Genomic DNA, 26,944 nt, shown 5'->3' with positions numbered 1-26,944 from the left:
TCCCTATATTTGGTAGGAAACATTATTTTCAGCTATGAAAAATCTTTACTTCACCTTCTTTGTCATGATGTGCACTTGGGCGGTTCATGGTCAGATTGTAAACATACCCGATGCTAATTTTAAGAGTGCCTTGGTCACGACCAATTGTGCAGATCTGGACGGAGATGGTTCGTTGGATGGCGATGTGGATACCAATGATGATGGCGAAATTCAACTCGCTGAAGCACTGGCCGTCATAAGGTTGAGTATAAGTGATCGAGGTATCACTTCCTTGGAAGGAATTCAAAGCTTTTCCAATATGATACGCTTGACATGTAATGAAAACCCATTGGGTACGCTCAATTTAGGGCAAAACCCCAATTTACAGGAGTTATACTGTCACGGATGCCAATTGACCAGTATAGACGTAAGTCAAAACCCGAACCTTACCTCGCTATCCTGCTCTTTAAATCAATTGACCAGTTTGGACGTCACCCAGAATCCCAATCTCGAATCATTAATCTGCAGTATCAACGAAATAGCGATTTTAGACGTTACCCAAAACCCCAACCTTCGATATTTATTTTGTTCTGAAAACCAATTAAATGGTTTAAATGTTACCCAAAACCCACTTATTGAAGATCTACGATGCCAAGAGAATTCTTTAAGCAGTTTGAACGTTACCCAACTTCCGGGTTTAAGAAACTTGGTGGTTTTTGAAAATGAATTGACACATTTAAACGTTACGCAAAACCCATTACTTTCTTGGTTGTCCTGTGGTTCAAATTTGATACCAGAATTGAATGTATCACAAAACCCTAATCTAAACGGGCTTTATTGTAGCAATAATCTGCTTACGAATATGGATATAACACAGAATGTTAATCTAACGACACTGGTTTGCAATGATAACCAATTGACCAGTTTGGATGTCACCCAGAATACTATATTGGAAAACTTATTTTTTAGCGGTAATTCGTTAACCCAAATCGATGTCGTCCAAAATGGTCTTTTGGAATACCTAGAGTTCGAAGGAAACCAAATCTCCAGTTTAGATGTAACAAATAATACCTTTTTAAAGGGCTTAAATTGTAGGGATAATCAGTTAAGCGTTTTGGATGTAACACAAAACACCATCCTCCGTAACTTAGATTGCTCTTTCAATCAACTCACGGAATTGGACGTGAGCCAAAACACAGTCCTTCTTGATTTTTACTGTGAAAACAACGCAATAACCGCATTGGACCTAACACAAAACACGGGTCTTCGTAGAATGCATTGCCAATCGAACCAGATAACCGCATTCGATTTATTTACCACTACTAGCCTTATATTTGGGGATTTGGATTGTTCTTCAAATCAAATCACCAGTTTAGATGTATCCAAATTGCCATTTCTCACGAGATTGAGTTGTTATGACAACGAACTGGTCGAATTGAACATTCAGAACGATCATAATACAGATTTCATTGAGATGCTTGCTTACGATAATCCTAACCTAAGCTGCATTCTTGTGGATAATGCCAATTATGCCGACGCTCAGACTTGCGACAACCAGACCTCTGGGTGGTGTAAGGATGAAACAACGTCTTACAATCATGTTACTTGCTCTTTGGGTACGGAGGAATTCTTGGCTTCACAACTAAACTTAGCCCCAAATCCAGCTGGAAACAGCTTGAGGATTACTTCCGAAATTCCTTTCGATACGATTCAGCTATATTCCTTGCAAGGTCAACTTTTAAAAGAAACCACGCGCTCGGAAATAGATGTTTCCAGTTTGCTTCCGGGTATGTATTTTGCTTCCATATCTTATGATAAGCAGGTAATCACAAAGAAATTTTTGAAATATTAAATGAACAAAAAAAGGCACCTAACTAGTTGAGGTGCCTTTTTTCTATTTGTTCTTCTCTTAGTCTTCCACCAAGACCCATTCTCCTTTGTCAATAAGTGGAATGGCTTGTTTATACTTTAGGGTCTTGTTTTCGCCACTCATTACATGTTTAATGGTCACTCGATCGTTTCGTCCTATTTTGGGACGATCACGTGTGATCGTTTCTGTAATCTGTGGTCGTTGTTGTTGTGTGTTTCCAGCAGCATGGTTTTGTGCGGAGCGTTCATCCAAATTAGGGATTTCGTCTTTCTGCTCATTCAGCTTTTGCTTGGAACGAACTTCACGGGCTTCCTGAATTTGCTGCTGATTCTCTTGTGGTAATTCTCCTTTGAACAGGAAGGAAATCACATCCTTGTTCACCTTTTCGATCATTGCTTTAAAGAGTTCGAATGCCTCAAATTTATAGATCAATAATGGATCCTTTTGCTCATGAACCGCTAGCTGCACGGATTGCTTAAGCTCATCCATTTTACGTAAATGGGTTTTCCAAGCATCGTCAATAATGGCAAGCGTGATGTTTTTCTCAAAGTCCTGAACCAGTTGTTTTCCTTCGCTTTCATAAGCTGCCTGCAGATCGGTAGCCACATTTAGTGTTTTAACACCATCGGTAAAGGGAACCAATATTCTTTTGAATTTATCCCCTTGGGTTTCGAACACATTTTTAATTACAGGAAATGCCATCGCCGCATTACGCTCCATTTTATCTTGGTAATGCTCATAGGCTGCTTTATATATTTTACCCGCTACTTCCTGAACGGTTTCGTTTTTGAATGCACTTTCCGTTACCGGCGAACTCATCGAGAAATAACGAATCAATTCGAATTCGAAGTTTTTGAAATCGTCTGCCCCTTTATTAGTCTCGGTAATTACTTCGGCGGTATCATAGATCATGTTCGCAATGTCTACACGTAAACGCTCACCAAACAAGGCATGGAAACGTCTTTTGTATACCACTTCCCTCTGGGAGTTCATAACATCATCATATTCTAATAATCGCTTACGAATACCGAAGTTGTTTTCTTCTACTTTTTTCTGGGCGCGTTCTATGGATTTGGAAATCATGGAGTGCTGGATAACCTCTCCTTCCTTCAATCCCATGCGGTCCATCATTTTGGCAATTCGTTCACTACCGAACAAACGCATTAAATTATCTTCTAGCGACACATAAAATTGGGAACTACCAGGGTCCCCTTGACGACCACTACGCCCTCGTAACTGTCTGTCTACTCGACGTGAATCGTGACGTTCCGTACCAATTATCGCCAATCCTCCGGCTTCCTTTACTTGGTCCGAAAGTTTAATATCCGTTCCACGACCTGCCATGTTCGTTGCTATGGTCACTACTCCTGCATCACCCGCTTCGGCAACAATATCTGCTTCTTTTTTGTGCAGTTTTGCATTCAGTACGTTATGAGGAATGTTACGTATACTCAACGTGCGGCTCAATAGCTCACTAATCTCTACCGAAGTGGTACCAATTAATACCGGTCTTCCTGCTTTGGATAGTTCGGATACTTCTTCAATAACCGCATTGTATTTTTCCCTTTTGGTCTTGTAAATTTTGTCATCACGGTCATGCCTTGCGATTGGACGATTTGTAGGAATTTCTACCACATCCAATTCATAGATTTCCCAAAGCTCTCCAGCCTCAGTAACTGCCGTACCGGTCATACCTGAGAGTTTTCGGTACATCCTAAAGTAATTCTGAAGGGTGATAGTGGCAAAAGTTTGTGTCATTGCCTCAATCTTCACATTTTCCTTAGCTTCTATGGCCTGGTGTAATCCGTCACTATAGCGACGTCCATCCATGATACGTCCCGTTTGTTCGTCTACGATCATCACCTTGTTATCCATGACAACATACTGATCATCCTTTTCAAAAAGAGTATATGCTTTCAGTAATTGGTTCATGGTGTGAATACGTTCACTCTTTATCCCAAAATCACGGAATAGTTCTTCCTTAAGTTCTGCTTCTTCTTCTGGGGTAAGACCTTGGTCTTCGATTTTGGCAATTTCGGTACCCATATCTGGCATCACGAAGAAATCGGGATCATCTGCACCAGAGAGGTAGTTTACACCTTTGTCGGTTAATTCTATCTGATTGGTTTTCTCTTCAATTACAAAGTACAATTCGGCATCTACCTTTGGCATTTCCCGATTGTTGTCCTGCATATAAAAGTTTTCGGTTTTCTGAAGGATCTGTTTTACCCCTTCTTCCGATAAAAACTTAATAAGTGCTTTATTTTTTGGAAGACCTCTAAAAACACGTAACAATTGGAAACCACCTTCTTTGGTATCGCCTTCCTTTATAAGATTTTTCGCTTCAGAAAGCACCCCTGTTAGGTACTTTCGTTGTACAGCTACGATATCGGCAATCTTGGGCTTTAACTCGTTAAATTCATGACGATCCCCCTGTGGCACGGGACCAGAAATAATAAGTGGCGTACGGGCGTCATCGATCAAGACACTATCTACCTCATCCACGATGGCGTAATGATGTGGGCGCTGAACCAAATCCTTAGTGGCATTGGCCATATTATCCCTTAGATAATCGAAACCAAATTCGTTATTGGTACCGTAGGTAATATCTGCATTATAGGCATTACGACGATCTTCACTGTTTGGGCGGTGATTGTCTATACAATCTATGGTCATGCCATGAAATTGGAAAATAGGAGCCATCCATGCACTATCCCTACGTGCTAGGTAGTCGTTTACGGTCACTACATGAACTCCATTACCAGCCAAGGCATTAAGGTAAACAGGAAGGGTTGCTACCAACGTTTTTCCTTCTCCAGTTTGCATCTCGGCCACTTTTCCTTGATGAAGGGCAACCCCACCAATAAGCTGTACATCATAATGTACCATATCCCAGGTAACTTCTTTTCCAGCAGCATCCCATGAATTGCTCCAGATGGCTTTGTCACCATCTAGGGTCACATAATCAAATTCTCCAGACAGTTCACGATCGAAGGGAGAAGCATTTACGGTAATGCTTTCATTGTCCTTAAAACGCTGCGCTGTTTCTTTAATCACAGCAAACGCTTCTGGAAGTATCTCATCCAACGTTTTCTTTTCAACTTCATACCGATCGTCCTTTAATCGGTCAATTTGATTGTAGATGTCTTCTTTTTTGTCGATGTCCTCTTCACTTTCTGCTTGTAGCATGAGGGAATCGATTTCTGCTTGGACCTCTTTTTGGTCCTCTTTTATCTTGTTGCGGAAGTAATCGCTTTTGGCCCTTAGTTCATCAATGGATAAACTGGACATTTCACTTTCGTGCTTCTTTACTTTGTCTACATAGGGTTGTATTTCCCCAATATCCTTCTTCGATTTATCCCCTACAAATACTTTTAATACATTGTCTAAAAGTCCCATTTCTTACTATAATATTTTGGTTTGAAGCGTTCTTGGTAACGCTGGGCACTATGCCACACAAAAAAACTGTAAAAATTCAAGATAGACAAGGCTTTTACGGTTTTTAATATGTTGTTATTATATAAAAAAAAGTCCCAATTACTTGAGACTTTTTCGTTGTTTTATGTTGGGATCATTGCAGTAAGAGGATCCTAAATTGTTTAATACTCATCTTCGTTCCACAGATAATCTTCGTCTGTGGGATAATCTGGCCAGATTTCTTCAATAGAATCGTAGGAATCACCTTCGTCTTCAATTGCTTGAAGGTTTTCAACTACCTCTAGAGGGGCTCCGGTTCTAATAGCGTAATCTATTAGTTCATCTTTTGTGGCCGGCCAGGGCGCATCACTTAAATAGGATGCTAATTCTAATGTCCAGTACATAACAGAATCAAGGTTTAATTTTTTGCAAAAATAATTTTTTAACTGAAAAAGTCAAGAAAAAACATAATTATTTCCACTTAATTTTAAAGAACGTTTGCAACACTTTGTTTATCAGTGTCTTGCATTTGAGAAATTATTAGGAGATTATAACTTCTTCGGCTCCCATTTTATCTCATTTGCTTGCAAGTCATGTGACAATTTCCGTGCCAGCACAAATAGGTAGTCAGAAAGTCGGTTTAGGTACTTCAAAACAAAAGGATCTGTGGGTTCTTCGTTATGAAGTAATGTGGCCAATCGCTCTGCACGGCGGCACACACAACGGGCAATGTGACAATATGACACCGTTGTATGCCCTCCTGGCAATACGAAGTGAGTCATTGGGGGCAGATCGTCATTCATAGTATCCATTTCGGTTTCAAGGAGGACAATATCTTCTTCGTCAATTTTCGGTATATTCAATCGTTCCTTTCCGCTTTTTAGAATAGCTTTCTCGGGATCGGTGGCAAGAATGGCACCCAGGGTAAACAACCTGTCTTGGATATGGACCAATATTTCCTTGGAACGTGGATCGATTTTCTGATCACGGATCAATCCAATATGAGAATTGAGCTCATCTACCGTACCATAGCTTTCAATACGGATGTGATACTTAGGGACACGAGTTCCGCCAAATAATGCGGTAGTCCCTTTATCTCCTGTTTTGGTGTATATTTTCATGTAGGCAAAGGTACGCAACACAATTAAATTGCTATAATGTATATGCAAAAGCAAGTCCCATTCCGAAAGTGTATAACCCTAATGAAACGGGACTTTTTACTAAACAAATAATTGCGATCTAATTAATTTGCTGGAGGAAATGAAGGTGATGGCGGATTATTGTCCCAGAACACCTGTAAGCTCACATTGGGTTTCTGTGTGATATTACTGTTTACGTTGGCTTCAATCGCAGGATACAGGAATGATCTAATGAATGTCCCTGGATTCGCTTCAACATTAAATTGCAAGGCATGTGTTGGATTTACACCGCGATACGGAAAGCCCGTTCTTCTGTAGAAATTGTATCCTAAATGCCCATTTCCGTAATTTGTTATCATGGTTTGGTTACCCAGAATCTCCCATTTTCCATTTGTGTCTACCGAAGAGAATTCACCAACAACATTAGCAATGAAATTATTGATTGTTGCCGCATCTGGAATCAGTTCGGTATTGGCGTCTGGATCCAAGCTAGCGAACCCAACTACTTTTTGTGTTGATTTCTGCAATGCGGAACGCAATGCATTCCCTGCCGCTCCCGCATTATTTTGTGATAAGGAAGCTTCGGCACGCATTAAATCTACGTAGGAAGAAAGCATTATCGGCATAATACCAGCACCGCCTCCTCCGATTCCCAAGGAAACAGATTCAAATTCATCACCGTCAAAACGCCCTCCAAAAGGATAAATCCCCCCAGCGGTTTTTTGAAGTCCGTCCTGTGGTAGACCTTCCGCATTGCCGTGATCACGTCCCCAGTATCCTTCACTTACGGAACAAAACACCATGCCCGCTGTGAAATGAGGAGGCACTTGTGTCACCGAGCAAGGAAGCCTTCCTTGATCTGGCGGACATCCAGCACCGGGAGTGCAATCTACTTGACGGTAAAAATAGAATCGACGTCTGGGATCATCATTTTCTAGCATGGTATGCATTAACCAATTAGAGCGGTAACGGCTTACACCATTTCCAGTGTAATCGGCACTGTAGCCAGGATGTCGTGTATCTGGATTGCTTTCATTAACACCGTATTGAAATGCAAAATCATCTGCTTCGGTAGAAATATAGCTGCTAGGATTGTTTGCTATTGCATTGAACTTAATTATGATGCTTTCATCTAAAAGGCGTCTTGCCAAATAGGTTTGCATTTTAATGGTGTTGGCCAATTTTATCCACTTATCAAAATCGTTGTTGTAATAAAAATCATTTTCAAGACTGTTGCCCTCAGCACGGAGGTGTTCCTTTGCCTCATCCAACAATAAAATCGCTCCTCCATATACTACACCACCAGGATCTGCAACGGGGGAGGTGTGCTGTACAATGTTGGTTATTTGAGAAAAGGGAACATCCCCAAAATGATCGACTAGGGTTATTAACGCGTATGCCTTGAGAATCTTCATAACTCCCAAGTGTTTGTTTTCTTCAGCTTCCAAAGCGATACTTTCGGCTGCTGCGATATCCGAAAACATATTTTGGTAGGCCAAAGTCCATTCCCCATCCAAACTGGCAGGTTGAAAAACGTTGTTGTAACTCCTACCAAACATATATTCAACACGCGTAGCCTGAGCTGCGTTTCGCCCCATTTGTCTCATAAAACTTGCAAAGTCCAGTTGAATTCGGTTTGTGTAACGGTTTAGATCAGCTTTTTCAAGGGTAATGTTGTTGGGGTCATCCAGAAGCTCTAAATCTGAATTTTCGCAGGAAGTGAAGGTGATGAATGCTAAGATGGCAATCAAGATCGGTTTTTTCATGGTGTTATCTTTTTTAAGGTTAGCAAGCCAATGTTTTGTGCGCATAGAAGAGTCTTTCAAAACAAAGCATTGACCACATTATTTTTTACGTGATAACAAATTGATCTGAAATAGTTTTGATTTGGTGAATTCCGACAGGATTTAACCGGGGCAATAGTCTTGCTTTATGAAAAATGAGAGTACTTGAACAGAAGCAATAAAGGGATTATTGATCTTTTTTTTCCTTTTTCCTTTCGTAATAATTTTCCCGAAAACTTCTTCTTCTTCGATCCCTATTTTTCTGGCTGTTCTTTTTGTTCCAAAAATAGAGTATCCCAACCAAGACCATAAGCCCGAGCACTACAAAAAAAGGATTAGAGAGTAGCTTATCTACCATACTGCTAAGATAGTTGCGAGAAATTCAAAATCCAAATGATTCCGTTTAGGCTGAAGTTAAGATCTACTGACAAGTGCTTATTAAAAGTGACTTAATAGATTAATCTAAATGCTCTTCCTTGTTTCGTTCTTCTTTTCTTTTACGATAACTTGAGCTAAACCTGCCACGGTTACCCAGCCTACTGCTATTGCGATGTCTACTGCGTGCCTGTTGCATACCTAACAACAAAAAGGCAAGAATAGCAATCCAAAGCATACCTATTTAATTTTAACATCACTTTCAACCATACCATCCATAAGGCGAATAACCCGGTGCGCATGGGCAGCGATATCCTCTTCGTGGGTTACCAGGATGACGGTATTTCCAGAAGCATGAATTTCATCGAATAGCTTCATGATTTCAACAGAGGTTTTCGAATCCAAATTCCCCGTAGGTTCATCAGCTAGGATTATGGAAGGCTTGTTCACCAATGCCCTGCCTACGGCTACCCTTTGTCGTTGACCACCGGAAAGCTGATTTGGTTTATGATCCATACGATCTGCCAAACCCACATCGGTTAGCACTTCCTCTGCGCGGGCAGTGCGCACGCTTTTGGATGCACCTGCATAAATCATCGGTAAGGCTACGTTATCTAATGCTGTGGTTCTGGGAAGCAGGTTAAAGGTTTGAAATACAAAGCCGATTTCCTTATTTCTAATTTCTGCTAATTCGTCATCACTCATAACGCTAACATCCTGTCCGTTCAATTCATAGGAACCAGAAGTAGGCGTGTCCAAACAACCAAGTAGGTTCATTAAGGTAGATTTTCCAGAACCCGATGGCCCCATAAGGGCGACATATTCCCCTCTTTCAATATCCAAATCAATTCCTTTTAGCACCTTTACAACTTCTTGTCCCAAAGGGAAATCGCGCTTTATGTTTCGGATTTTAATGACAAGGCTCATACCTTTTCTATGGTTTGGGTGAACTTCAGTAAGACGTAAATATAAGATAGTTGTTACAAACGTAGGGTAAAATGTTGTTTGGGTTGTTCCGTTCTAAAAAACACCATTCCCCATTGAAATGTATCTATGCTCACGGTTACCTTTTCGTGCCCTTTTATTTCGTTCCATGCTTCTGTCATTTCGGGACTCCAATAGATGTCGTCGAAAATTAAAATGGAATCCTTGTGCACTCGCTCCAAGAGTTTATAAAAGTAGGACAAGGTATGCTCCTTGTCATGATTACCATCAATGTACACCAGATCGAAAATCGACTTGTTATGTTGGAAGAAAGCATCGAAAGTTTCATTGTGCATCACGATGTTTTCCATTCCATGATTTCTGAAATGCTCCACCGCCACGTTAGCTGTATTTGGGCAGCCCTCTATAGTCTGTATATGTACGTTGTAATTTCCATATCCCAAAGCATAGGTTCCCAATCCTACCGAAGTGCCTAATTCGAGCACTTCCTTAATCTGAAAATAATTCACCAACCGATGAAGTAGACGTTGCCTTTTAAAGGAAACACCCGCATTTTTAGCAATCTTTGAAACGGCTCTGGTAGTTCCCTTAAAAACCCTGGAGCCAGCTCCAAAATCCTGGACTTCTATTTGCCGGTCATCCTTTAGTAGTGCAGTTCTATGCTTTTTGATCTTGGCATAGGCTGGATAGTTTGCGCTGTCATTAAAGCATTTTGTGACCAATTGAAACACAAAAGGGGAGTGCACCCCATGTTTATTGGTGGAATGGAGTAGGTAATTTAAATATGACCTAAGAAGGTGCCACATAGCTGCATTATTCCATTTTTGCCGATAGTTCAAACCAACGTTCCGTTTTTTCGTCGATTTGGTCAATCATCCCTTGAAGTTTGATGGACTGCTTGTTAATTTCTTCTGCATCCCAATCCTGGCTCGCAAACAGGTTTTGAAGTTCTTCCCTTTGCTTTTCCAATTTCGCAATATCCTTTTCTAATCTATTGTATTCTTTTTGTTCGTTGTAGCTTAGCTTGGTTTGACTTTGGTCCTGTTTCCAATCTTTCTTTGGTTTCGAATTTGAAACCTCTTTTTCCTTTGGAGTACTGTCTTCGTAAATTCTGAAATCACTGTAGTTTCCCGGAAAGTCTTCTATAGTCCCTTCCCCTCGAAAAACAAAAAGATGATCCACGATTTTATCCATAAAATAGCGATCGTGCGATACTACAATGAGACAACCGGGGAAATCCAATAAGAAATTCTCCAAGACATTCAAGGTGACGATATCTAGGTCATTGGTTGGCTCATCCAATATTAGGAAATTGGGGTTTTTTATAAGAACAGTACACAAATAAAGGCGCTTTCGTTCTCCACCACTGAGTTTTTCAACAAAATCATATTGTTTTTTACGATCGAAAAGGAATCGTTCCAATAATTGTTGCGCGGATATTTGCTTTCCCTTTTTTAGGGGAATATAGTCCCCGAATTCCCTCACGACATCAATAACTTTCTGCCCGTCTTTTAAAGTGATTCCTTGCTGTGTATAGTAACCGAATTTTACTGTCTCACCAATGACAACCTTGCCAGAATCGGGTTGCAAATCACCAGTGATGATATTAAGGAAGGTTGATTTTCCGGTTCCATTCTTGCCAATGATGCCAATTCGTTCACCACGAAGGAAGTTATAGTCGAACTTATTGAAAATCACTTTTTGGTCAAAAGATTTAGATATGGAATGCAATTCGACCACTTTTGTTCCCAATCGTTCCATGTTTAGTTCCAGTTGGATCTCATGGTCTTTGCGTCTTTGGTGGGCCTTGGATTTTATTTCATGAAAATCATCAATTCTGGATTTGCTTTTGGTCGTTCGGGCTTTGGGTTGCCTGCGCATCCAATCCAATTCCTTTTTATAGAGCTGTTTTGCCTTTGTGGTCTCTGTTTCAAAGTTTTCAATCCGAGCGTTTCGCTTGTCAAGGTAATAACTGTAGTTTCCTTTGTAACTGTATAAATTCCCTTCATCCAATTCCACAATTTCATTGCAAACCCGTTCAAGGAAATAACGATCATGGGTTACCATGAATAGGGTGATGTTTTCTTTTTCAAAAAAACTTTCCAGCCATTCTATCATCTCAAGATCAAGGTGGTTGGTAGGTTCATCCATGATGAGTAAGTCGGGTTGGGCAAGAAGGGCATTGGCAAGCGCCAAACGCTTTTTTTGACCCCCGCTTAGATTGGCGACTTTTTGGGAGAGGTCTTCGAGCTTTAGCTTAAACAAGATCTGTTTGTAGGTAGTCTCGAAATCCCAAGCCTGAGAAGCATCCATGGCATCAAAGGCTTTTTGGTATTGTTCTGAGTCTTCCGGGTTTTTAAGGGCTTTTTCGTAATTCGCTATTACTGTTAGAATAGGTTTCTCTGAAGAAAAAATGGTCTCTTCAATACTTAAATTGGGGTTTAAATTGGGTTCTTGGGAAATAAAGGAAACATTCAGGTTTTTTCGATACACGACATTACCTTCATCCGGGGCTTCTTTACCCGATAAAATATCCAACAATGAAGTTTTACCCGTTCCGTTTTTGGCTACAAAACCAATCTTCTGTCCTTCATTTATTCCGAAAGAAATATTTCTGAAAAGGACACGTTCTCCATATGATTTTGCAATTTGCTCTACGGACAGGTAATTCATTTTTCGGCTTTGCTGCAAATTAAAGGCATTTTGGAGAGGAAAAATAAAATATATTTCATTATTACTCAGGTTACGCTATATTTGTCGATTAACAACCCAATCTTGTGATGAAGTTCCAGTACATAGTTTATTTCCTATTGGTGGTGGTTTGTCTTTCTTCTTGTGTTCCCTTAAAGCGTATTACTTATCTTCAGGAAAATGAGCAGGAGAAGGATAGTCTTTTACCCGTAAGAAAGGCGCAAGAACCCTATCGTTTACAGATTAATGATCTTATAAGTGTTCGTGTAAAAGCCTTGGATGACGAACTGGCCAGTATTTTTAATCCTATAGGGGAATCTAACCCAAATTCTTCAAGTGAAGAGAGTTTGTATTATGAAGGTTTTAAGGTAGATACCCGAGGAAATATTCGTGTGCCCCTTTTAGGGGAAATCCCCGTGATTGGTTTAACATTGGATGAGGTTAGAAACTCCATCGAACAGCGTTTATTGAAAGATTATTTCAAGAAAGAGGCCAATTTATTCGTAACAGTCAAGCTAGTCGGGATTCGATACACTATAAATGGTGAAATACGAAGGCCTGGATCTAATATTATTTACCGGGATCAGGCTACCATAATGGAGGCTTTGGGAAATAGTGGGGATGTGCCTGTTACTGGCGATAAAACGGATGTGATTATCATTAGGCAATACCCTTTGGGGCAAAAAGTACATCATATAGATTTAACTACTATTGATGCGATGAATTCCCCGTATTATTATATTCAGCCGAACGACCAAATTATAATTAACCCATTGCCTCAAAAGACTTTGGGTACGGGAACCACTGGATTGCAATCATTTACGACTATTTTGAGTGTGTTAACAGCATTAACAACCACCATACTATTGTTCATTAGGTTATAGCTAGACGAGCGTGGAAGACTTTGAGATTAAAGAAGCAGAAACAACATTCGACTTTAAGGGGTTCCTCATAAAGCTGTTAAGTTATTGGCCTTTGTTTTTAATATCACTTGCCATTGCACTTGGGATAGCCTATTACATAAACGTTAGAAAACTTCCTGTGTATTCCATCGGGAATGTAATTTCCATTAAGGACGATCAGAATCCTTTCTTTACTACCAATACAAGCTTAACTTTTAATTGGGGAGGAACTACGGATAAGGTGAACACAGCACTTATTTCGTTAAAATCCAGGACGCATAATGAGAAAGTAGTAGAGCGTCTCCAGTATTACTTAACCTATTGGATGGATGGTGAATATAAGAAGATTGACGCCTATAAACGAGTTCCATTTTATATTAAAGTAGATACGGCACAGCCACAGGTATTGAATAACCTTTTTGTTATAAAATTTAAGGATACGACTACGTTTAGCCTAGAAGTATCATTTGAGCAAGAAGGTAAAAAGAGGATGCAGATCTATAATGCTGAAAAGCAGTTTAAAAGACGATTTGTACCAGCGCAACAGTTTAAACAGGAATTCAGAATAGGAGAAGAGATTAAGCTGCCCTTTTTTAGCGGAACAGTGATCCGTAATCCAGAAATGCCGATGGCTATGGATTACCCTTATTATTTTAATTTCTTGAGCTTTGACGTTGCTGTAGCTAGAAACTCGAGGGTTTTTGTAATTCCTGAATCGAATGGATCTTCCATCCTTAAAATGCGCAAATCGGGAACCAATAAGGCTAAATTAGTAGACTATTTAAACATGTCGGTTCGCACCCTTAGTGACGATATGTTAGCACGAAAGAATTTATTTGCCACTAAGACCATCCGATTTATTGATAGTAGTCTCAGCGCAAAGTCCAAAGAGCTTTTGGATGTTGAAAATGAATTGAATGATTATAAGGATCGCAATGCTATTTTCAATTTAGATGATGAGGGTAAAGAGATAAATTCGAAGCTCAATGGCTTGGATGTTAGTAAGGAAGCAGTAAACAGGGAGCTCAATTACTACGATGTGCTCGAGAATTACCTAATTACCCGGAATGATTATAAGGAAGTGCCAGCCCCATCGGTTGCCGGAATTCGGGAAAGTAGTATAAGTTCTGGTGTAGCTCAAATTGTAAGTAAGGCTCAGGAAAGAAGCACCCTCGAATACTCATACAAGGAAGGGGCCCCGATTTTTGATGATATCGATCGGCAAATTGACGCCATTAAAAGGGTTCTCCTAGAAAATATCAGAAGCAGTAAAGGTCTTAAGAATCAGGAGCTTGTTAGAATCAATCGTGAGATTGCCAAATACGAGGCTGAAATTCGAAGACTTCCAAAAGAGCAACAAGAACTAATAAAGATTGAGCGACGTTACCAATTAAGCCAGAATACTTATAACCTTTTCCTGTCTAAAAGGAGTGAGGCCAATTTGGTGAAGGCCGCTAACGTTAGTGATGTGCTCATTATTGACTCTGCGAAGGACACTGGTGGAGGAAGGGTAGGCCCGAATACACAGTTGAATTATATATTAGCGGCGGTATTTGGATTTTTTGTTCCCTTCTTATTTGTTTTTGTTAGGGTGTTTTTTGATACGAAAATCCATACGGTTAAGGACATTGAAAAGCTCTCAAAGATCCCTATTTTAGGGATTATTGGAAAAAGTAGGTTGGAGAACAATTTGGCGGTAATTAGTAAGCCAAAGTCTGCAATAGCGGAAGCTTTTAGGGCGTTGCGTTCCAGTTTACAGTTTATCTATAAGAAGCAAGGTATTGAAGGCGCCAAGACCGTACTTGTAACTTCGTCCATTAGTGGCGAGGGAAAAACATTCTGCTCCATTAATATAGCCTCGGTATTTGCCCTTAGTGAAAAGAAAACGGTCCTTGTTGGATTGGATTTAAGAAAACCTAAGATTTTTGGTGATTTCAATATCAATAATGATGTTGGGGTCGTGAATTACCTTATAGGAAATGCTGGAATCGATGAGATCATTCAAAGTACCAATGTTCCTTCCCTAGATGTAATTACGGCTGGTCCTATACCGCCAAATCCATCTGAGCTATTAATGGGTGATCAAATGGAAGAATTGATAAACAGTCTTAAGGAGAATTATGATTATATCGTCTTAGATTCACCTCCGTTGGGCTTGGTATCCGATTCCTTGGAGTTATTGAAATTTGCAGACGCTACCATTTATATGGTACGCCAAAATTATACGAAACGGGGTATGTTCGGTCTTATTAACGAGAAATATAAGAATAAGGAAATCTCCAATATTAGTTTCGTACTTAACTTCTTTGAAGGTCGTGCGAAGTATGGCTATGGGTACGGTTATGGCTATGGTTACGGATACGGCTATGGTTATGGTTATGGACATGGCTATCATGAGGAAGATAAGCAGCCCACAAGATGGCAACGCTTTTTAAGGATATTCCGCAAGAAATAGGGAAGAATTCAATTAAGAATAAATAGCATGTTTATATGCTCACTTCAAGGCAAAAAACCACAAAGCGAATTTTTGATTTATCTATTTCTATCATTGTACTTCCGTTTGTGATATTTCCATTAATTTTGCTGCTCCTTATTGCATGGTTATCCACTGGACAAAATGGTCTTTTTGTTCAGGAACGAATAGGATATAATGGAGTCCCATTTAAACTATTCAAAATAAGGTCGTTAAAAGGAGCGGATCATGTGAGTGTTGTTGAGATGAAAAATCACGAAACGGGATTCGGGAGATGGTTAAGGAACACGAAATTAGACGAACTGCCTCAACTATTTAATATCTTAAAAGGTGAAATGAGTTGGGTAGGGCCTAGACCAGATATACCGGGCTATGCCGATACACTAAAAGGTGACGATAGGATTATTCTCACCGTGCGGCCAGGCCTTACGGGCCCTGCGACATTAAAATATAAAAATGAAGATGCCCTTTTAATCTTGCAGGATGATCCAAATTCGTATAACGATAAAGTGATTTGGCCCGATAAGGTAAACATCAATAAAGAATACGTAAAAAACTGGAGTTTACGGAAAGACATAAAGTATATTTTGGAGTCCGTAACAAAAAAATAGAATGAAAGAACAACCCACCATAGCAATTATTGGATTAGGATATGTAGGCTTACCCCTCGCGGTGGCTTTTGCAGAGAAATATAGGATTATCGGCTTCGATATTAATTCGGAACGTGTATCCGAGTTAAAACAAGGTCAGGATCATACGTTAGAAATAGCTACCCCACAATTGGAGCAGGTATTGAAGATGGAAAATGATAAAGGACTCTTGGTAACTGAAGACGCCAAAGACTTAGAAGATGCATCAGTATTTATTATTACCGTTCCAACTCCTACGAATAAGCATAACCAACCGGTATTAATACCCTTGGAGAAGGCGAGTGCCACGGTCGGTAAGGTGCTGAAAAAAGAGGATATCGTTGTATATGAATCTACGGTATATCCAGGGGTTACAGAAGATGTATGCGTCCCCATTCTGGAAAAGGTTTCTGGATTGAAATTCAACAAAGATTTTTATGCGGGCTACTCACCAGAAAGAATTAACCCAGGAGATAAGGAACATACGGTTACCAAAATTCTAAAAGTAACCTCAGGCTCCACTCCTGAAGTGGCACAGTATGTAGATAAATTATATGCTTCGGTTATTACTGCGGGAACACATTTGGCACCTTCCATAAAAGTGGCTGAAGCGGCCAAAGTAATTGAGAATTCACAACGCGATATCAATATTGCCTTTGTAAATGAGTTGTCCAAGATTTTCAGGTTGCTTGATATAGACACCCAGGATGTGTTGGCTGCTGCTGGTACCAAATGGAACTTTTTGAAATTTACGCCAGGATTGGTAGGAGGTCATTGTATAGGGGTAGATCCCTATTACCTTGCCCAAAAGGCGATGGAAGAAGGATATAATCCAGAGATCATATTGGCCGGAAGACGAATGAATGATGGCATGGGCAATTATGTGGCGCATGAGGTGGTGAAATTAATGATCCAGAAAGACTGCAAGGTTAAAAATGGAAAAGTTTTGATGTTGGGAATTACCTTCAAGGAGAATTGTCCCGATATCCGAAATAGCAAGGTTATAGATGTAATTTCCGAATTGGAGAAGTACAATTTGCAAGTAGATATTTACGACCCTTGGGCGAATGCCGAGGAAGTGAATCATGAATTTGGCAAATCCCTTATTTCAAATATCGATGACCTACATCAGGATTATGATGCTATCGTTTTGGCCGTTTCCCATTCGGAATTTGGTAATTTGGATTTGAATAAATATAAAAACAATACATCGGTAATATTCGATGTGAAATCATTTTTGGATAAAAGTATCATAGACGGAAGACTTTAATGTATACAACCCCTTATCATAGTGAAGACCTTTCGAGGTATTCTTTCTTAGTTACAGGAGGAGCCGGTTTCATAGGTTCCAATATCGTACAATACCTATTGGTCAATGGAGCAAAGAAAGTACGTGTGTTAGATAATCTTGCTACTGGGTTTGCTTCTAACCTGCAAGAGTTCGAAGGGCATCCATCTTTCGAATTTATGGAAGGGGATATCAGGAATTTGGCAGTTTGTAAAAAGGCAATGGAAGGTATCGACTTCGTGTCGCATCAAGCGGCTTTGGGATCGGTTCCGAGGTCTATTAACGATCCGGTAACTTCGAATGAAGTGAATGTTTCCGGATTCCTGAATATGTTGGTGGCACAAAATGAAAGCGATACGGTTAAACGCATGGTTTATGCGGCTTCCAGTTCAACGTATGGCGATAGCAAGGCTTTGCCTAAGGTTGAGGGAAATATTGGAAAACCCCTAAGTCCGTATGCCGTGACCAAATTGGTAAACGAATTGTATGCCGATGTGTTTTATAAGACCTATGACACGCCTACGATAGGCCTCAGATATTTCAATGTGTTTGGCCCTAAACAAAGTCCGAAAGGTGCCTACGCGGCAGTAATTCCATTGTTTATGCAAGCAGCAAAGGATGGAGAGGCGCCAACCATTAATGGCGATGGAGAACAAACACGGGATTTCACTTTTGTTGAAAATGCCGTTCAAGCAAATATAAAAGCATTCTTTGCATCGGAAGAAGCCAACAATGAAGTTTTCAACATTGCTTTTGGGGAGCGTATTAGTTTAAATACGCTTTGGAGCGATTTAAAGAATATTTCAGGTAAAAATATTCATGCCAATTATGGCCCACCTAGAAGAGGCGATGTTAAGGATTCATTAGCCGACATTTCGAAAGCGAGAAGATTAATGGGGTATGAACCATTATTTTCGGTAAGTGAGGGTCTTAAGATTACATGGAACGTATTTAATAAATAATGGGTACCAAGAATGAATCATGGTTGTTCGAAATCTCTTCCAAAAGGAAATGGATAGATCTTAACTTCAAGGAAATTTGGCGTTATCGGGATCTATTGGTTCTTTTTGTGAAACGGGATATTATAACTGTCTATAAGCAGACAGTGCTGGGCCCATTGTGGTTTTTTATTCAACCACTTTTTACTTCTGTAATCTTCACCTTAATTTTCAATAAAGTAGCCTCAATTAATACAGGGGTTATACCTGCATTTTTGTTCAATTTGGCAGGAATTACGGCATGGAATTATTTCAAGATTTGTCTTAATGGTACTGCTGCTACATTTAAAGCCAATAAAGGGATTTTTGGAAAAGTGTATTTCCCACGCTTTATCGTTCCCCTCTCAAAAGTGATATCCAATTTGGTGAAATTCGCTATACAAATGCTAATTCTTATAGGGTTCTACATATTCTATGTTTATACCAAGGAAGATATGGTCACTCCGGATTGGCATGTGCTTTTAATTCCAGTATATGTTATAATCATGGCTATTTATGGTTTGGGTCTTGGAATGATATTTTCAACAATGACCACCAAATACAGGGATGTATCCATCTTGCTTGGGTTTGCTATGCAATTATTGATGTATCTTTCTGCAGTTCCATACCCCATAGAAGCGTTGAAAAAAAATGTGCCTGAGTTTGCTTGGGTGGTAGATTATAATCCGTTAGCGCATATAGTAGAAGGATTTAGGTATGCACTATTCGGTACTGATTTACTTCAGTTTAATTGGAATGTATTAGGAGGTATTGCTGTCCTCGGGATTCTATTGTTTTTAATAGGTTTGGTGATGTTCAATCGGACGGAAAAAACATTTATTGACACGGTATAATGAGTAAAGTGATTCTTAAAGCCGAAAATATTAGCAAACAATACCGTTTGGGTCTTGTTGGCTTGGGGACGGTTCGTCATGATCTCAATCGTTTTTGGCATCGTATTAGGGGAAAGGAAGATCCTTATTTGTCTTTGGGTGCTGTAAATGATAGAAGCGAGAAGGCCACCCACGAATATGTATGGGCATTACGCGATATCAATTTTGAAGTAAAGCAAGGGGAAATCCTTGGAATCATTGGTAAGAATGGTGCTGGAAAATCTACCCTATTGAAATTATTGTCCCGGGTTACCACTCCAACTACCGGTGTCATTAAGAGTCGGGGAAGGATTGCCTCATTACTTGAAGTTGGAACAGGTTTTCACCCAGAACTTACGGGAAGGGAAAACATTTACCTAAACGGAGCTATTTTGGGTATGACAAGGGCCGAAATTAATGCCAAGATCGACGAGATCATAGACTTTTCGGGCTGCGAAATGTATATAGATACCCCAACCAAGCGCTATAGCAGTGGTATGACCGTGCGATTGGGATTTGCAGTTGCAGCACATTTGGAACCGGATATTCTAGTGGTTGACGAAGTATTAGCTGTTGGGGATGCCGAGTTTCAGAAAAAGGCCATTGGGAAGATGCAGGATATTTCTACAGGAGAAGGAAGGACCGTTCTTTTTGTGAGTCACAATATGGGAAGCGTGCAAAGTCTTTGTACAAGAGGAATATTGCTGGAAAATGGCTCCATTGCCTTTGAAGGCAATATAGAAGATGTGGTAAGTACATATCTTTCGAAAGGAAAAAAACAGGCGGGTCAAAACATAGCGGAACGAACCGATAGGGTTGGAGGTGATATATTTCGTTTTACCGACTGCAAAATATATGACGAAAAAGAAGTTGAAGTAAAAGACCTGTTATCTGGTAATGAATATGTTATAAAAGTTAGCTTTAGGAGTGAAGAAGAATTGAAGGGGCTTAGGTTCCGGGTTCAAATTAGCGATAATGATGGAGTCGTTCGCTTTATGTGCAACAATGCCTTTTCTTCTCAGCTATTAAATGTTTCTTCTGGCAACGACCAATACTTGCATTGTCATATTCCAAGGCTGCCATTACCCAATGGACTATTTAGTATTAGATTAACTTGTGCCACGACTCATGAATTTATTGATGATATTGAAATGGCTATGGAATTCGATGTGGTAGGAGGTGATTTTTTTGGAACGGGGAAACAGCAATATTCGAAAAATGGAGTTTTGGTAGATCATACCATAACCCTGAAATAACGGCACTTTATGATTATTAACCATACCCATAAGTTCATCTTTGTTAAAACCCAAAAGACGGCGGGAACTTCTTTGGAAATTGCCTTGAGCGAATATTGTGGAGAACAGGATATCATAACTCCAATTTCTATGGAGGATGAAAAACACAGGATGGAATTAGGTTTTCCAGGCCCCAGAAATTATAAAATGAAAAGAAAACTGGATTCCAGCTCATTTTTTGGTAAAAAATTTGAGGAGGTCGAATTCTATAACCACATGTCGTGTTTGGAAATAAAGGAAATGATTGGGGCCGAGGTATATGATTCCTATTACAAGTTCTGCTTCGAAAGGAATCCGTATGATAAGCTCATTTCACTTTATTTTCATCAAGGAGGAAACGAAGTGTATGACTCTATAGAAGATTTCATTTTGAAGGGTGGGTTGAAAATTATTAAAGGTTTCGACCAGTATACAATTGATAAAGTAATCGCAGTAGATCATATCTTTAAGTTTGAAGAATTAGGGGAAGCCTTACATACCTTGACCGAAAAATTAGACCTTCCCAAGAAATTGAGCATGCCACCAAAGAAAACAAAATCCAGATTTCGCAAGGACAAGCGGCATCATTCCGAAGTGTTAAGCCAAAAGGAAAAAGAATTGGTAGATGTTGTTTGGGCCAGGGAAAAACAATTAATGAACTATTCTTTTCTTAAGATATCTTGAGTAAGGTAGGCAACATATTTCATATTCTCTTTGGGAAGAAAAAGGAACCAACCACTACTGTGGATGATTCGGGAAAGGGTTTGTTAAAGGTGTATTCACACCCCAGATCAGGAACACATTTTTTGGAAGCCTTTATTGGAAGGAATTTTTATCCCGGTATGGATTTATTGATCAAACCCGTGATTTGGGGGCATTGGTCTGATAGAAGACAAAAATTGGAAGGGAATCCCTATGGTAAGTTATTTGGGAGTCATTATTTTCCAGATCAAATCGAAGAGAAAGGATTAATGATCTATATCGTGAGGGACCCAAGGGCGGTTGCATGGTCTATTTGGAAAACACCGAATTTTGTTCACGGAGAACACAGGCCGGATTCTTTTAGCGAATTCCTAAGAACTCCTTTGGACTGGAGGGGAAGTCCCGCACGAAAAAGGAATACCGGAAAAAATAGTATTGAGCACTGGTTGGAACATGTGATGGCATGGGAAGATTTTGCCCATGGTAATGCCAATATTATTATTGTTAGATATGAGGACCTTGTCGATGCACCCGTGAGTCAGTATGAAAAAATTCGAAAAACCTTTTTCAAAGAGCTTCAGCTTGACGAAACTTCCATAGATGCCGTAAGTGACCCTGTGGGCCTACTGCCGAATAAGGCACGTAAAGATGCCTGGAAAAGCAACTTTACCCCAGAGGACATAGATTATATAAACAGTTTGGTTCCGCAAAAATATCAAGAAAGATACTTCAATGAATAATGAAGCACTGGATAGCGATTCTGTCATTGTTGAAAAAAATGGAAGTCATTTCCTACTGATTTCATTTGGTGGGGTGAAAAAAGGGTATGGTATGCCCATTTTTGAATTTAAGAGAACCCTAGAAAGTATTCCATGCGACAAGATTTTTGTTAGAGACCATCATCAATGCTGGTATCAGAAAGGATCCGATGAACAAATAAACTCTAGGGAAAAGTTATTGCGTAGACTTAATCAGCTTATCAAAGAGGGTGATTATAAGAGAATTGTGTTTTTGGGAAATTCTATGGGTGGGTATGCAGCCATCTACTTTGGAGTATTACTTAAAGTAGATAGGATTTTGGCCTTCTCGCCCCAAACTTTTATAGATTCTTTTAGAAGATTGCGCTACAGAGACAGGAGATGGCAGAAACAACTATCTGCAGTGTCTAGGTGGAACCCTTTTTCGGCTGCCTTAAATCTTACATCCCACTTAAAAAAGCACAATGAATTTTCTGGTCGAGTCAATATCTTCTTCGGGGCATCCGATAAATTGGATACATTGCATGCTGAACGTTTGAATCGATTTTCAAATGTGAAATTAATTCCCGTTGAGGATCAAGATCATTCCGTAGTTCGATATTTGCGGGATAATGGCGACCTTAAAAAATACCTTGAAGAAGGATTTGAGTAAGTTTTTGGTTTAATAAATGCAATTGTCTTTTTAACTTGAGTTCAAAAAAACTAAATATCGCTTTTGTCGTCGGATGGTTTCCGATGGTTTCCGAAACGTTTATCGTAAACCAGATAACCTCTTTATTGGACTCAGGTCACGCAGTGACCATTTTTTCATATTACCCCGGCGATGATGAGACCTTGCATCCCAAGGTTGTAGAATATGATTTGCTCTCCAGAACGCATGTGTTTAAAGCAAAACCTGAGTCGATATTAAAAAGGCTAATTTTCTTTTTGGGTTTTACGTTTAAAAACCTGTTCAGAATCAACGCTAAAACCTATTTTCGATCATTAAACATTTTTAAGTTTCGAAGAAAGGCACTTAATTTATCTATCTTCTATGAAGCCAAGTGGTTCGTAAATAGAAAGGACTTCGACATTGTGCACGTGCATTTTGGAGTAAACGCCAAAAGGATCGCCTATTTAAAGTATCTCGGATTTTTAAAGCAAACCCGTTTGGTCACCACATTTCATGGATATGGCCTGATCCCAAATCAAGTATCGCGTTATCAGCTGATTTACCGTCATATTTTCAATTTCAGTGATGTTATTACGGTGAATACGGATTATCTGAAACAAGTGTTGGTGAAAATGGAAGTAGAAGGCGAAAAAATACATATACTTCCTGTGGGGTTAGATACCGATTACTTTAAGTCCGATGGACAAATAAAGGACGGTAAAACCATCATTTTTTGCGGAAGACTAATACCACTTAAAGCACCAGATACCGCTATTGAAATTGTTAATCGTTTGGTTAAAAATGGCTTTTCAGAAATTCGCTTGGTCCTTATTGGAGATGGTGAAATGAAAGACCAATTGAAAGATCAAGTGAAAACTTACAATTTGGAGGGCCATGTTGTACTAATGGGCTCGCAACCACAAAACATTATTTTATCTGAAATGGATAAGGCATCGGTTTTCATATTACCCGGAATTAAGGATCCCAACAATGGAAGGGCAGAAGCACAGGGTTTGGTAATACAAGAAGCTCAAAGTATGAAACTACCGGTTGTGGTTTCTAATGTAGGAGGTATGAAATATGGTTTACTACAAGATAAAACTGGATTCGTCGTTGAGGAAGGCGATATAGAGGCTTATGTTGATAAAATCACACTTTTATTGAACAACGACAACCTCAGAAATACGATGGGAAGGGAAGGGCGCAGATTCGTTCAGAAAAATTACGATAATATGGTATTGGGCGATAAACTAATAGATATTTATCGAAATTGCCATTAACTATTCTATGGAGGAATCAAAAGTCACAATCATTATTCCCACCTTTAATCGCTCGCAAACGATTGGAAGAACCTTACAATCTATTGTAAACCAAAGCTATGAAAATTGGGAGTGCTTAGTGATCGATGATGGAAGCACCGATGACACCAAAGCCATTGTTGGAGGCTGGCTGGATAAGAACGATAGAATAAAATGGCTGGTGCGTCCTCAAGATCGACCAAAAGGAGCGAATGCCTGTAGAAACCTAGGTATTGAGAAAAGTACGGGCAATTATGTGATGTTTTTGGATAGCGATGATACCATTGCACCTACTTGTTTCGAAAATAGATTAAGGTATTTGGAAGAAAACAAAACGATGGACGGGCTTATCTTTTCTACCCAGGAAAAGAGTAATGAGGGCACGAATGTGATTGTAAATAAGGATCCATCAATACCTTCCAACAAAGCCTATTTAGAGATGTTCCTCTCCTATGACATACCTTGGCAAATTACGAGTCCCATTTGGAGAAAGGAGGTGTTTCATGCTGGAAACAAATTCGATGAACGCCTCTTGCGATTCCAAGATGTCGATTTCCATACAAGCTTATTACTTTCAGGATGTAATGTTAAACGTATTTTTGAGGTAGATTTCTTTTATCATACAGATGATGCGCAAACTAAATTTCATGATGAGGGTTTCATTGAGGGAGCGCTGAAAGCTATCCGATACTATCTAAAAAAGTATGACGGTGCGCATATTACCGGAATACTTACTGCTCATGAGCGTAGACCATTTTTAAGAAAAATGTTTCTAAAGACTTTGAAACGGTTCGTACATAATAGAAGACGACCCCAACTATATAAAGGGTTCGTACGATTGGCTTGGAAAACCAAATTATTCAGTAGGAAAGAGTGTTTTTACCTTTCCTTGTTAAGAAGAGTAGATCGATATCAATTACAGGATACCCCTGGTTTTGGATTCTATCGATTGAATAAGTTTTTGCTTTCCCGTATCTTTCCTTCCAATTGAGCATGGAACAAAAAATCAACGTTTTAGTTTGGGTGCATGACTTTCCGGCCATTTCGGAAACATTTATCAGAAACCATATTGTAGGACTTCTAAACAAAGGGTGTCGAGTACATGTTTATGCAAAGCACAAACGGCCTAAACAAATGAAGGCTCTTAAAGGTTTTGAGACTTATGACCTTTACGGGAAATGTATTTCCAATAATGATCTTTTGCATAAAAGCTGGATGATAAGGTTCCTCAATGTCGTTGCGATCCTATTTTCAATGATAGGTACGAAAGACTTTGGGAGATATATAAAAACCCTTAACTTTTTTAAATTTGGAAGAGCTTCTTTACAGTTCCAAAACTTTTACCTACTCAGATTCATTCAGAATAACAAAATTGATATCGTACATGCTCATTATGGATTTATTGGTAATGAAGCGGTCTTCCTCAAGGAAATAGGACTTCCCATTGCATTTATCACAACCTTTCATGGTGTAGATATACGAGAGGGACTGAAACCAGAGAATAAAGGAATTTACAATAAACTGTTCAGGCATGTAGATGGTATCATCTCTATTTCCAATTATAATACTCGAGCCTTAAAGGAAATGGGAGCAGTTGATAGTAAATTGGTTTCGCTTCCCAATGGCATAGATACAGCGTATTTCTCCCCGTCTATGGAAGTAAATGAAGAAGGGATTCATATCCTAAGCGTAGGACGCCTCATGAAAGTGAAAGGATACGATGTGGCCATTTCGGCTTTTAAAATGGTTTGCGAACAATACCATGAACAAGCCCTCACCCTGCATTTGGTTGGGGATGGTCCTTTACAGGCCTCATTAGTAGAGTTGACAAAACAATTGCAAATAGAAGACAGGGTTGTTTTTCATGGCTGGCAACCGAGTAAGGTCATTAAGGAACTGTATCAAAAAGCGGATCTGTATCTATTGTCCAGTCGTGGGGAAGCCTTACCCACTGTATTGTTGGAAGCCCAAAGTTGTGGCTTGCCCGTTGTGGCAACAGATGTAGGATCTGTTAGGGACATGATCCCTAAAGAAAACTGTATAGTGATTCCTGAGAATACCGAGGCACTGGCAAATGGAATACTTCAAATGCTTTCCCAAAGGGAGAATTGGGAAAAAATAGGAAGTGATAATAGGAATCATGTGCTCACCCACTATGATGAAGACGTGATTATGGAAAAACTGCTTACTTTGTATAAGGAATACACCAACAAACCCTAGCACACTATGTGGAATCATTTGTGGAGCTCCTCCCAAGACAAAAATCCAGTAATCAATATATTGACCAGGACATCCAATCGTCCGAAAGGATTTCGTGTGTGCCGTGAATCGATAGAGAATCAAACATATAAAAACGTACGTCATATAGTATCCTATGACAATGATAAAGATTTAGACTACTTAAAGGATTATACTGGGGTAGATGTGGTAAAAGTTACCCCCATTTCCAAAGCCCCGCAAAATGCAGGTAAAAGGGCAAATTTTAAGTTCGCCCCCTACAATCTATATTGTAATACATTATTGAATGAAGTAGACAGCGGTTGGGTTTTATTTTTAGATGACGATGATCGTTTTATAGATTCCAGTGCCTTGGAAGACATCGTCGGCCATATTCGGAATGCATCGAGAAATACCATTATCCTTTGGCAAATGCGATATCCTGATGGCAAGGTACTCCCACCTCAGGACCATATGGCCCGGGAAATGATAAAATTAAGTCATATTGGTGCCCCTTGCTTTACCTTTCACAGCAAACATAAAGACAAAGCCAAATGGGACTGTTGGAAGGCAGGCGATTTTTTCTTTCTAAAGCAGCTTTTTAAACAGATCAAAAAGAAGGTATGGATTACCAAACCTTATATTCAATTGAACAATTCGGGAAATTTTGGGAAACGTGAGGATATTGAAATTTCGGATTAG

The 26,944-nt window shown here is 39.5% G+C and carries 22 protein-coding genes; 15 read left to right on the top strand and 7 right to left on the bottom strand.

The features are described from left to right. Window positions 1-34: 34 nt before the first annotated feature. Window positions 35-1,831 carry a leucine-rich repeat domain-containing protein gene (locus tag AC6JAD_RS00835; RefSeq protein ID WP_461304136.1) on the top strand — a complete coding sequence of 599 codons (1,797 nt, stop codon included), beginning with the start codon at window positions 35-37 and terminating at the stop codon, window positions 1,829-1,831. Window positions 1,832-1,888: 57 nt separating this feature from the next. Here the strand turns inward: AC6JAD_RS00835 and secA are convergent, their stop codons facing one another. From secA to AC6JAD_RS00800, 7 genes are all read right to left on the bottom strand, one after another. After that, window positions 1,889-5,248: a preprotein translocase subunit SecA gene (gene secA, locus AC6JAD_RS00830; RefSeq protein WP_461304135.1), complete on the bottom strand. Its 3,360-nt coding sequence runs from the start codon at window positions 5,246-5,248 to the stop codon at window positions 1,889-1,891. A gap of 200 nt (window positions 5,249-5,448) precedes the next feature. Next, window positions 5,449-5,670 (bottom strand): DUF2795 domain-containing protein, encoded by a 222-nt coding sequence (locus AC6JAD_RS00825; RefSeq protein WP_008272287.1) that lies wholly within the window; start codon window positions 5,668-5,670, stop codon window positions 5,449-5,451. Window positions 5,671-5,814: 144 nt separating this feature from the next. Beyond that, on the bottom strand, window positions 5,815-6,387 hold the full coding sequence (locus tag AC6JAD_RS00820; protein WP_461304134.1) for a cob(I)yrinic acid a,c-diamide adenosyltransferase: 573 nt from the start codon (window positions 6,385-6,387) through the stop codon (window positions 5,815-5,817). 122 nt (window positions 6,388-6,509) lie between these two features. Beyond that, window positions 6,510-8,171, bottom strand: coding sequence for a SusD/RagB family nutrient-binding outer membrane lipoprotein (locus AC6JAD_RS00815; RefSeq protein WP_461304133.1), 1,662 nt, complete (start codon window positions 8,169-8,171; stop codon window positions 6,510-6,512). Window positions 8,172-8,804: 633 nt separating this feature from the next. Continuing rightward, window positions 8,805-9,491, bottom strand: coding sequence for an ABC transporter ATP-binding protein (locus AC6JAD_RS00810; RefSeq protein ID WP_461304132.1), 687 nt, complete (start codon window positions 9,489-9,491; stop codon window positions 8,805-8,807). A gap of 53 nt (window positions 9,492-9,544) precedes the next feature. Next, window positions 9,545-10,315, bottom strand: coding sequence for an O-methyltransferase (locus tag AC6JAD_RS00805; RefSeq protein WP_461304131.1), 771 nt, complete (start codon window positions 10,313-10,315; stop codon window positions 9,545-9,547). A 7-nt stretch (window positions 10,316-10,322) separates the two neighbouring features. Next, window positions 10,323-12,182 carry an ABC-F family ATP-binding cassette domain-containing protein gene (locus AC6JAD_RS00800; RefSeq protein WP_461304130.1) on the bottom strand — a complete coding sequence of 620 codons (1,860 nt, stop codon included), beginning with the start codon at window positions 12,180-12,182 and terminating at the stop codon, window positions 10,323-10,325. 107 nt (window positions 12,183-12,289) lie between these two features. Here AC6JAD_RS00800 and AC6JAD_RS00795 point away from each other — a divergent pair, with 107 nt between their 5' ends. The 14 genes from AC6JAD_RS00795 to AC6JAD_RS00730 are packed head-to-tail and all read left to right on the top strand — an operon-like array spanning window position 12,290 to window position 26,944. Then, window positions 12,290-13,084: a polysaccharide biosynthesis/export family protein gene (locus AC6JAD_RS00795; RefSeq protein ID WP_461304129.1), complete on the top strand. Its 795-nt coding sequence runs from the start codon at window positions 12,290-12,292 to the stop codon at window positions 13,082-13,084. Between the two features lie 10 nt (window positions 13,085-13,094). Next, window positions 13,095-15,557: a polysaccharide biosynthesis tyrosine autokinase gene (locus AC6JAD_RS00790; RefSeq protein WP_461304128.1), complete on the top strand. Its 2,463-nt coding sequence runs from the start codon at window positions 13,095-13,097 to the stop codon at window positions 15,555-15,557. 35 nt (window positions 15,558-15,592) lie between these two features. Continuing rightward, on the top strand, window positions 15,593-16,186 hold the full coding sequence (locus AC6JAD_RS00785; RefSeq protein ID WP_461304127.1) for a sugar transferase: 594 nt from the start codon (window positions 15,593-15,595) through the stop codon (window positions 16,184-16,186). Window position 16,187: 1 nt separating this feature from the next. Then, window positions 16,188-17,474: a nucleotide sugar dehydrogenase gene (locus tag AC6JAD_RS00780; protein WP_461304126.1), complete on the top strand. Its 1,287-nt coding sequence runs from the start codon at window positions 16,188-16,190 to the stop codon at window positions 17,472-17,474. Then, window positions 17,474-18,454 (top strand): SDR family oxidoreductase, encoded by a 981-nt coding sequence (locus tag AC6JAD_RS00775; protein WP_461304125.1) that lies wholly within the window; start codon window positions 17,474-17,476, stop codon window positions 18,452-18,454. Before AC6JAD_RS00780 ends, AC6JAD_RS00775 begins: the two co-directional genes overlap by 1 nt. Next, on the top strand, window positions 18,454-19,323 hold the full coding sequence (locus AC6JAD_RS00770; protein ID WP_461304124.1) for an ABC transporter permease: 870 nt from the start codon (window positions 18,454-18,456) through the stop codon (window positions 19,321-19,323). Before AC6JAD_RS00775 ends, AC6JAD_RS00770 begins: the two co-directional genes overlap by 1 nt. Next, complete coding sequence (locus AC6JAD_RS00765; RefSeq protein WP_461304123.1) at window positions 19,323-20,597, top strand: ABC transporter ATP-binding protein; 1,275 nt, start codon at window positions 19,323-19,325, stop codon at window positions 20,595-20,597. The genes AC6JAD_RS00770 and AC6JAD_RS00765 overlap by 1 nt, the downstream gene beginning before the upstream one ends. A gap of 9 nt (window positions 20,598-20,606) precedes the next feature. Beyond that, window positions 20,607-21,299 (top strand): sulfotransferase family 2 domain-containing protein, encoded by a 693-nt coding sequence (locus AC6JAD_RS00760; protein ID WP_461304122.1) that lies wholly within the window; start codon window positions 20,607-20,609, stop codon window positions 21,297-21,299. Further along, window positions 21,296-22,057, top strand: a complete 762-nt coding sequence (locus AC6JAD_RS00755) for a sulfotransferase domain-containing protein (protein WP_461304121.1) — start codon at window positions 21,296-21,298, stop codon at window positions 22,055-22,057. The genes AC6JAD_RS00760 and AC6JAD_RS00755 overlap by 4 nt, the downstream gene beginning before the upstream one ends. Then, window positions 22,050-22,727, top strand: a complete 678-nt coding sequence (locus AC6JAD_RS00750; protein WP_461304120.1) for an alpha/beta fold hydrolase — start codon at window positions 22,050-22,052, stop codon at window positions 22,725-22,727. Before AC6JAD_RS00755 ends, AC6JAD_RS00750 begins: the two co-directional genes overlap by 8 nt. Window positions 22,728-22,762: 35 nt before the next feature. Further along, window positions 22,763-24,007: a glycosyltransferase gene (locus AC6JAD_RS00745; protein ID WP_461304119.1), complete on the top strand. Its 1,245-nt coding sequence runs from the start codon at window positions 22,763-22,765 to the stop codon at window positions 24,005-24,007. A 7-nt stretch (window positions 24,008-24,014) separates the two neighbouring features. Continuing rightward, complete coding sequence (locus AC6JAD_RS00740) at window positions 24,015-25,016, top strand: glycosyltransferase family 2 protein (protein WP_461304118.1); 1,002 nt, start codon at window positions 24,015-24,017, stop codon at window positions 25,014-25,016. Window positions 25,017-25,018: 2 nt separating this feature from the next. Next, entirely contained in the window at window positions 25,019-26,245 is a 1,227-nt protein-coding gene (locus tag AC6JAD_RS00735; RefSeq protein WP_461304117.1) for a glycosyltransferase family 4 protein, read from the top strand. A gap of 6 nt (window positions 26,246-26,251) precedes the next feature. Next, on the top strand, window positions 26,252-26,944 hold the full coding sequence (locus AC6JAD_RS00730; protein ID WP_461304116.1) for a glycosyltransferase: 693 nt from the start codon (window positions 26,252-26,254) through the stop codon (window positions 26,942-26,944).

Source organism: Aureisphaera sp. (genome assembly GCF_059726885.1).
The sequence above is the reverse complement of the archived record's forward strand: the minus strand, read 5'-3'. Positions and strand labels throughout refer to the sequence as shown.

Coding starts and splice junctions, on each gene's coding strand:
- AC6JAD_RS00740 (WP_461304118.1), top strand. CDS start 24,015: ATGGAGGAATCAAAAGTCACAATCATTATTCCCACCTTTAATCGCTCG.
- AC6JAD_RS00800 (WP_461304130.1), bottom strand. CDS start 12,182: ATGAATTACCTGTCCGTAGAGCAAATTGCAAAATCATATGGAGAACGT.
- AC6JAD_RS00805 (WP_461304131.1), bottom strand. CDS start 10,315: ATGTGGCACCTTCTTAGGTCATATTTAAATTACCTACTCCATTCCACC.
- AC6JAD_RS00820 (WP_461304134.1), bottom strand. CDS start 6,387: ATGAAAATATACACCAAAACAGGAGATAAAGGGACTACCGCATTATTT.
- AC6JAD_RS00795 (WP_461304129.1), top strand. CDS start 12,290: ATGAAGTTCCAGTACATAGTTTATTTCCTATTGGTGGTGGTTTGTCTT.
- AC6JAD_RS00825 (WP_008272287.1), bottom strand. CDS start 5,670: ATGTACTGGACATTAGAATTAGCATCCTATTTAAGTGATGCGCCCTGG.
- AC6JAD_RS00750 (WP_461304120.1), top strand. CDS start 22,050: ATGAATAATGAAGCACTGGATAGCGATTCTGTCATTGTTGAAAAAAAT.
- AC6JAD_RS00815 (WP_461304133.1), bottom strand. CDS start 8,171: ATGAAAAAACCGATCTTGATTGCCATCTTAGCATTCATCACCTTCACT.
- AC6JAD_RS00770 (WP_461304124.1), top strand. CDS start 18,454: ATGGGTACCAAGAATGAATCATGGTTGTTCGAAATCTCTTCCAAAAGG.
- AC6JAD_RS00735 (WP_461304117.1), top strand. CDS start 25,019: ATGGAACAAAAAATCAACGTTTTAGTTTGGGTGCATGACTTTCCGGCC.
- AC6JAD_RS00765 (WP_461304123.1), top strand. CDS start 19,323: ATGAGTAAAGTGATTCTTAAAGCCGAAAATATTAGCAAACAATACCGT.
- AC6JAD_RS00760 (WP_461304122.1), top strand. CDS start 20,607: ATGATTATTAACCATACCCATAAGTTCATCTTTGTTAAAACCCAAAAG.
- secA (WP_461304135.1), bottom strand. CDS start 5,248: ATGGGACTTTTAGACAATGTATTAAAAGTATTTGTAGGGGATAAATCG.
- AC6JAD_RS00835 (WP_461304136.1), top strand. CDS start 35: ATGAAAAATCTTTACTTCACCTTCTTTGTCATGATGTGCACTTGGGCG.
- AC6JAD_RS00780 (WP_461304126.1), top strand. CDS start 16,188: ATGAAAGAACAACCCACCATAGCAATTATTGGATTAGGATATGTAGGC.
- AC6JAD_RS00810 (WP_461304132.1), bottom strand. CDS start 9,491: ATGAGCCTTGTCATTAAAATCCGAAACATAAAGCGCGATTTCCCTTTG.
- AC6JAD_RS00775 (WP_461304125.1), top strand. CDS start 17,474: ATGTATACAACCCCTTATCATAGTGAAGACCTTTCGAGGTATTCTTTC.
- AC6JAD_RS00730 (WP_461304116.1), top strand. CDS start 26,252: ATGTGGAATCATTTGTGGAGCTCCTCCCAAGACAAAAATCCAGTAATC.
- AC6JAD_RS00785 (WP_461304127.1), top strand. CDS start 15,593: ATGCTCACTTCAAGGCAAAAAACCACAAAGCGAATTTTTGATTTATCT.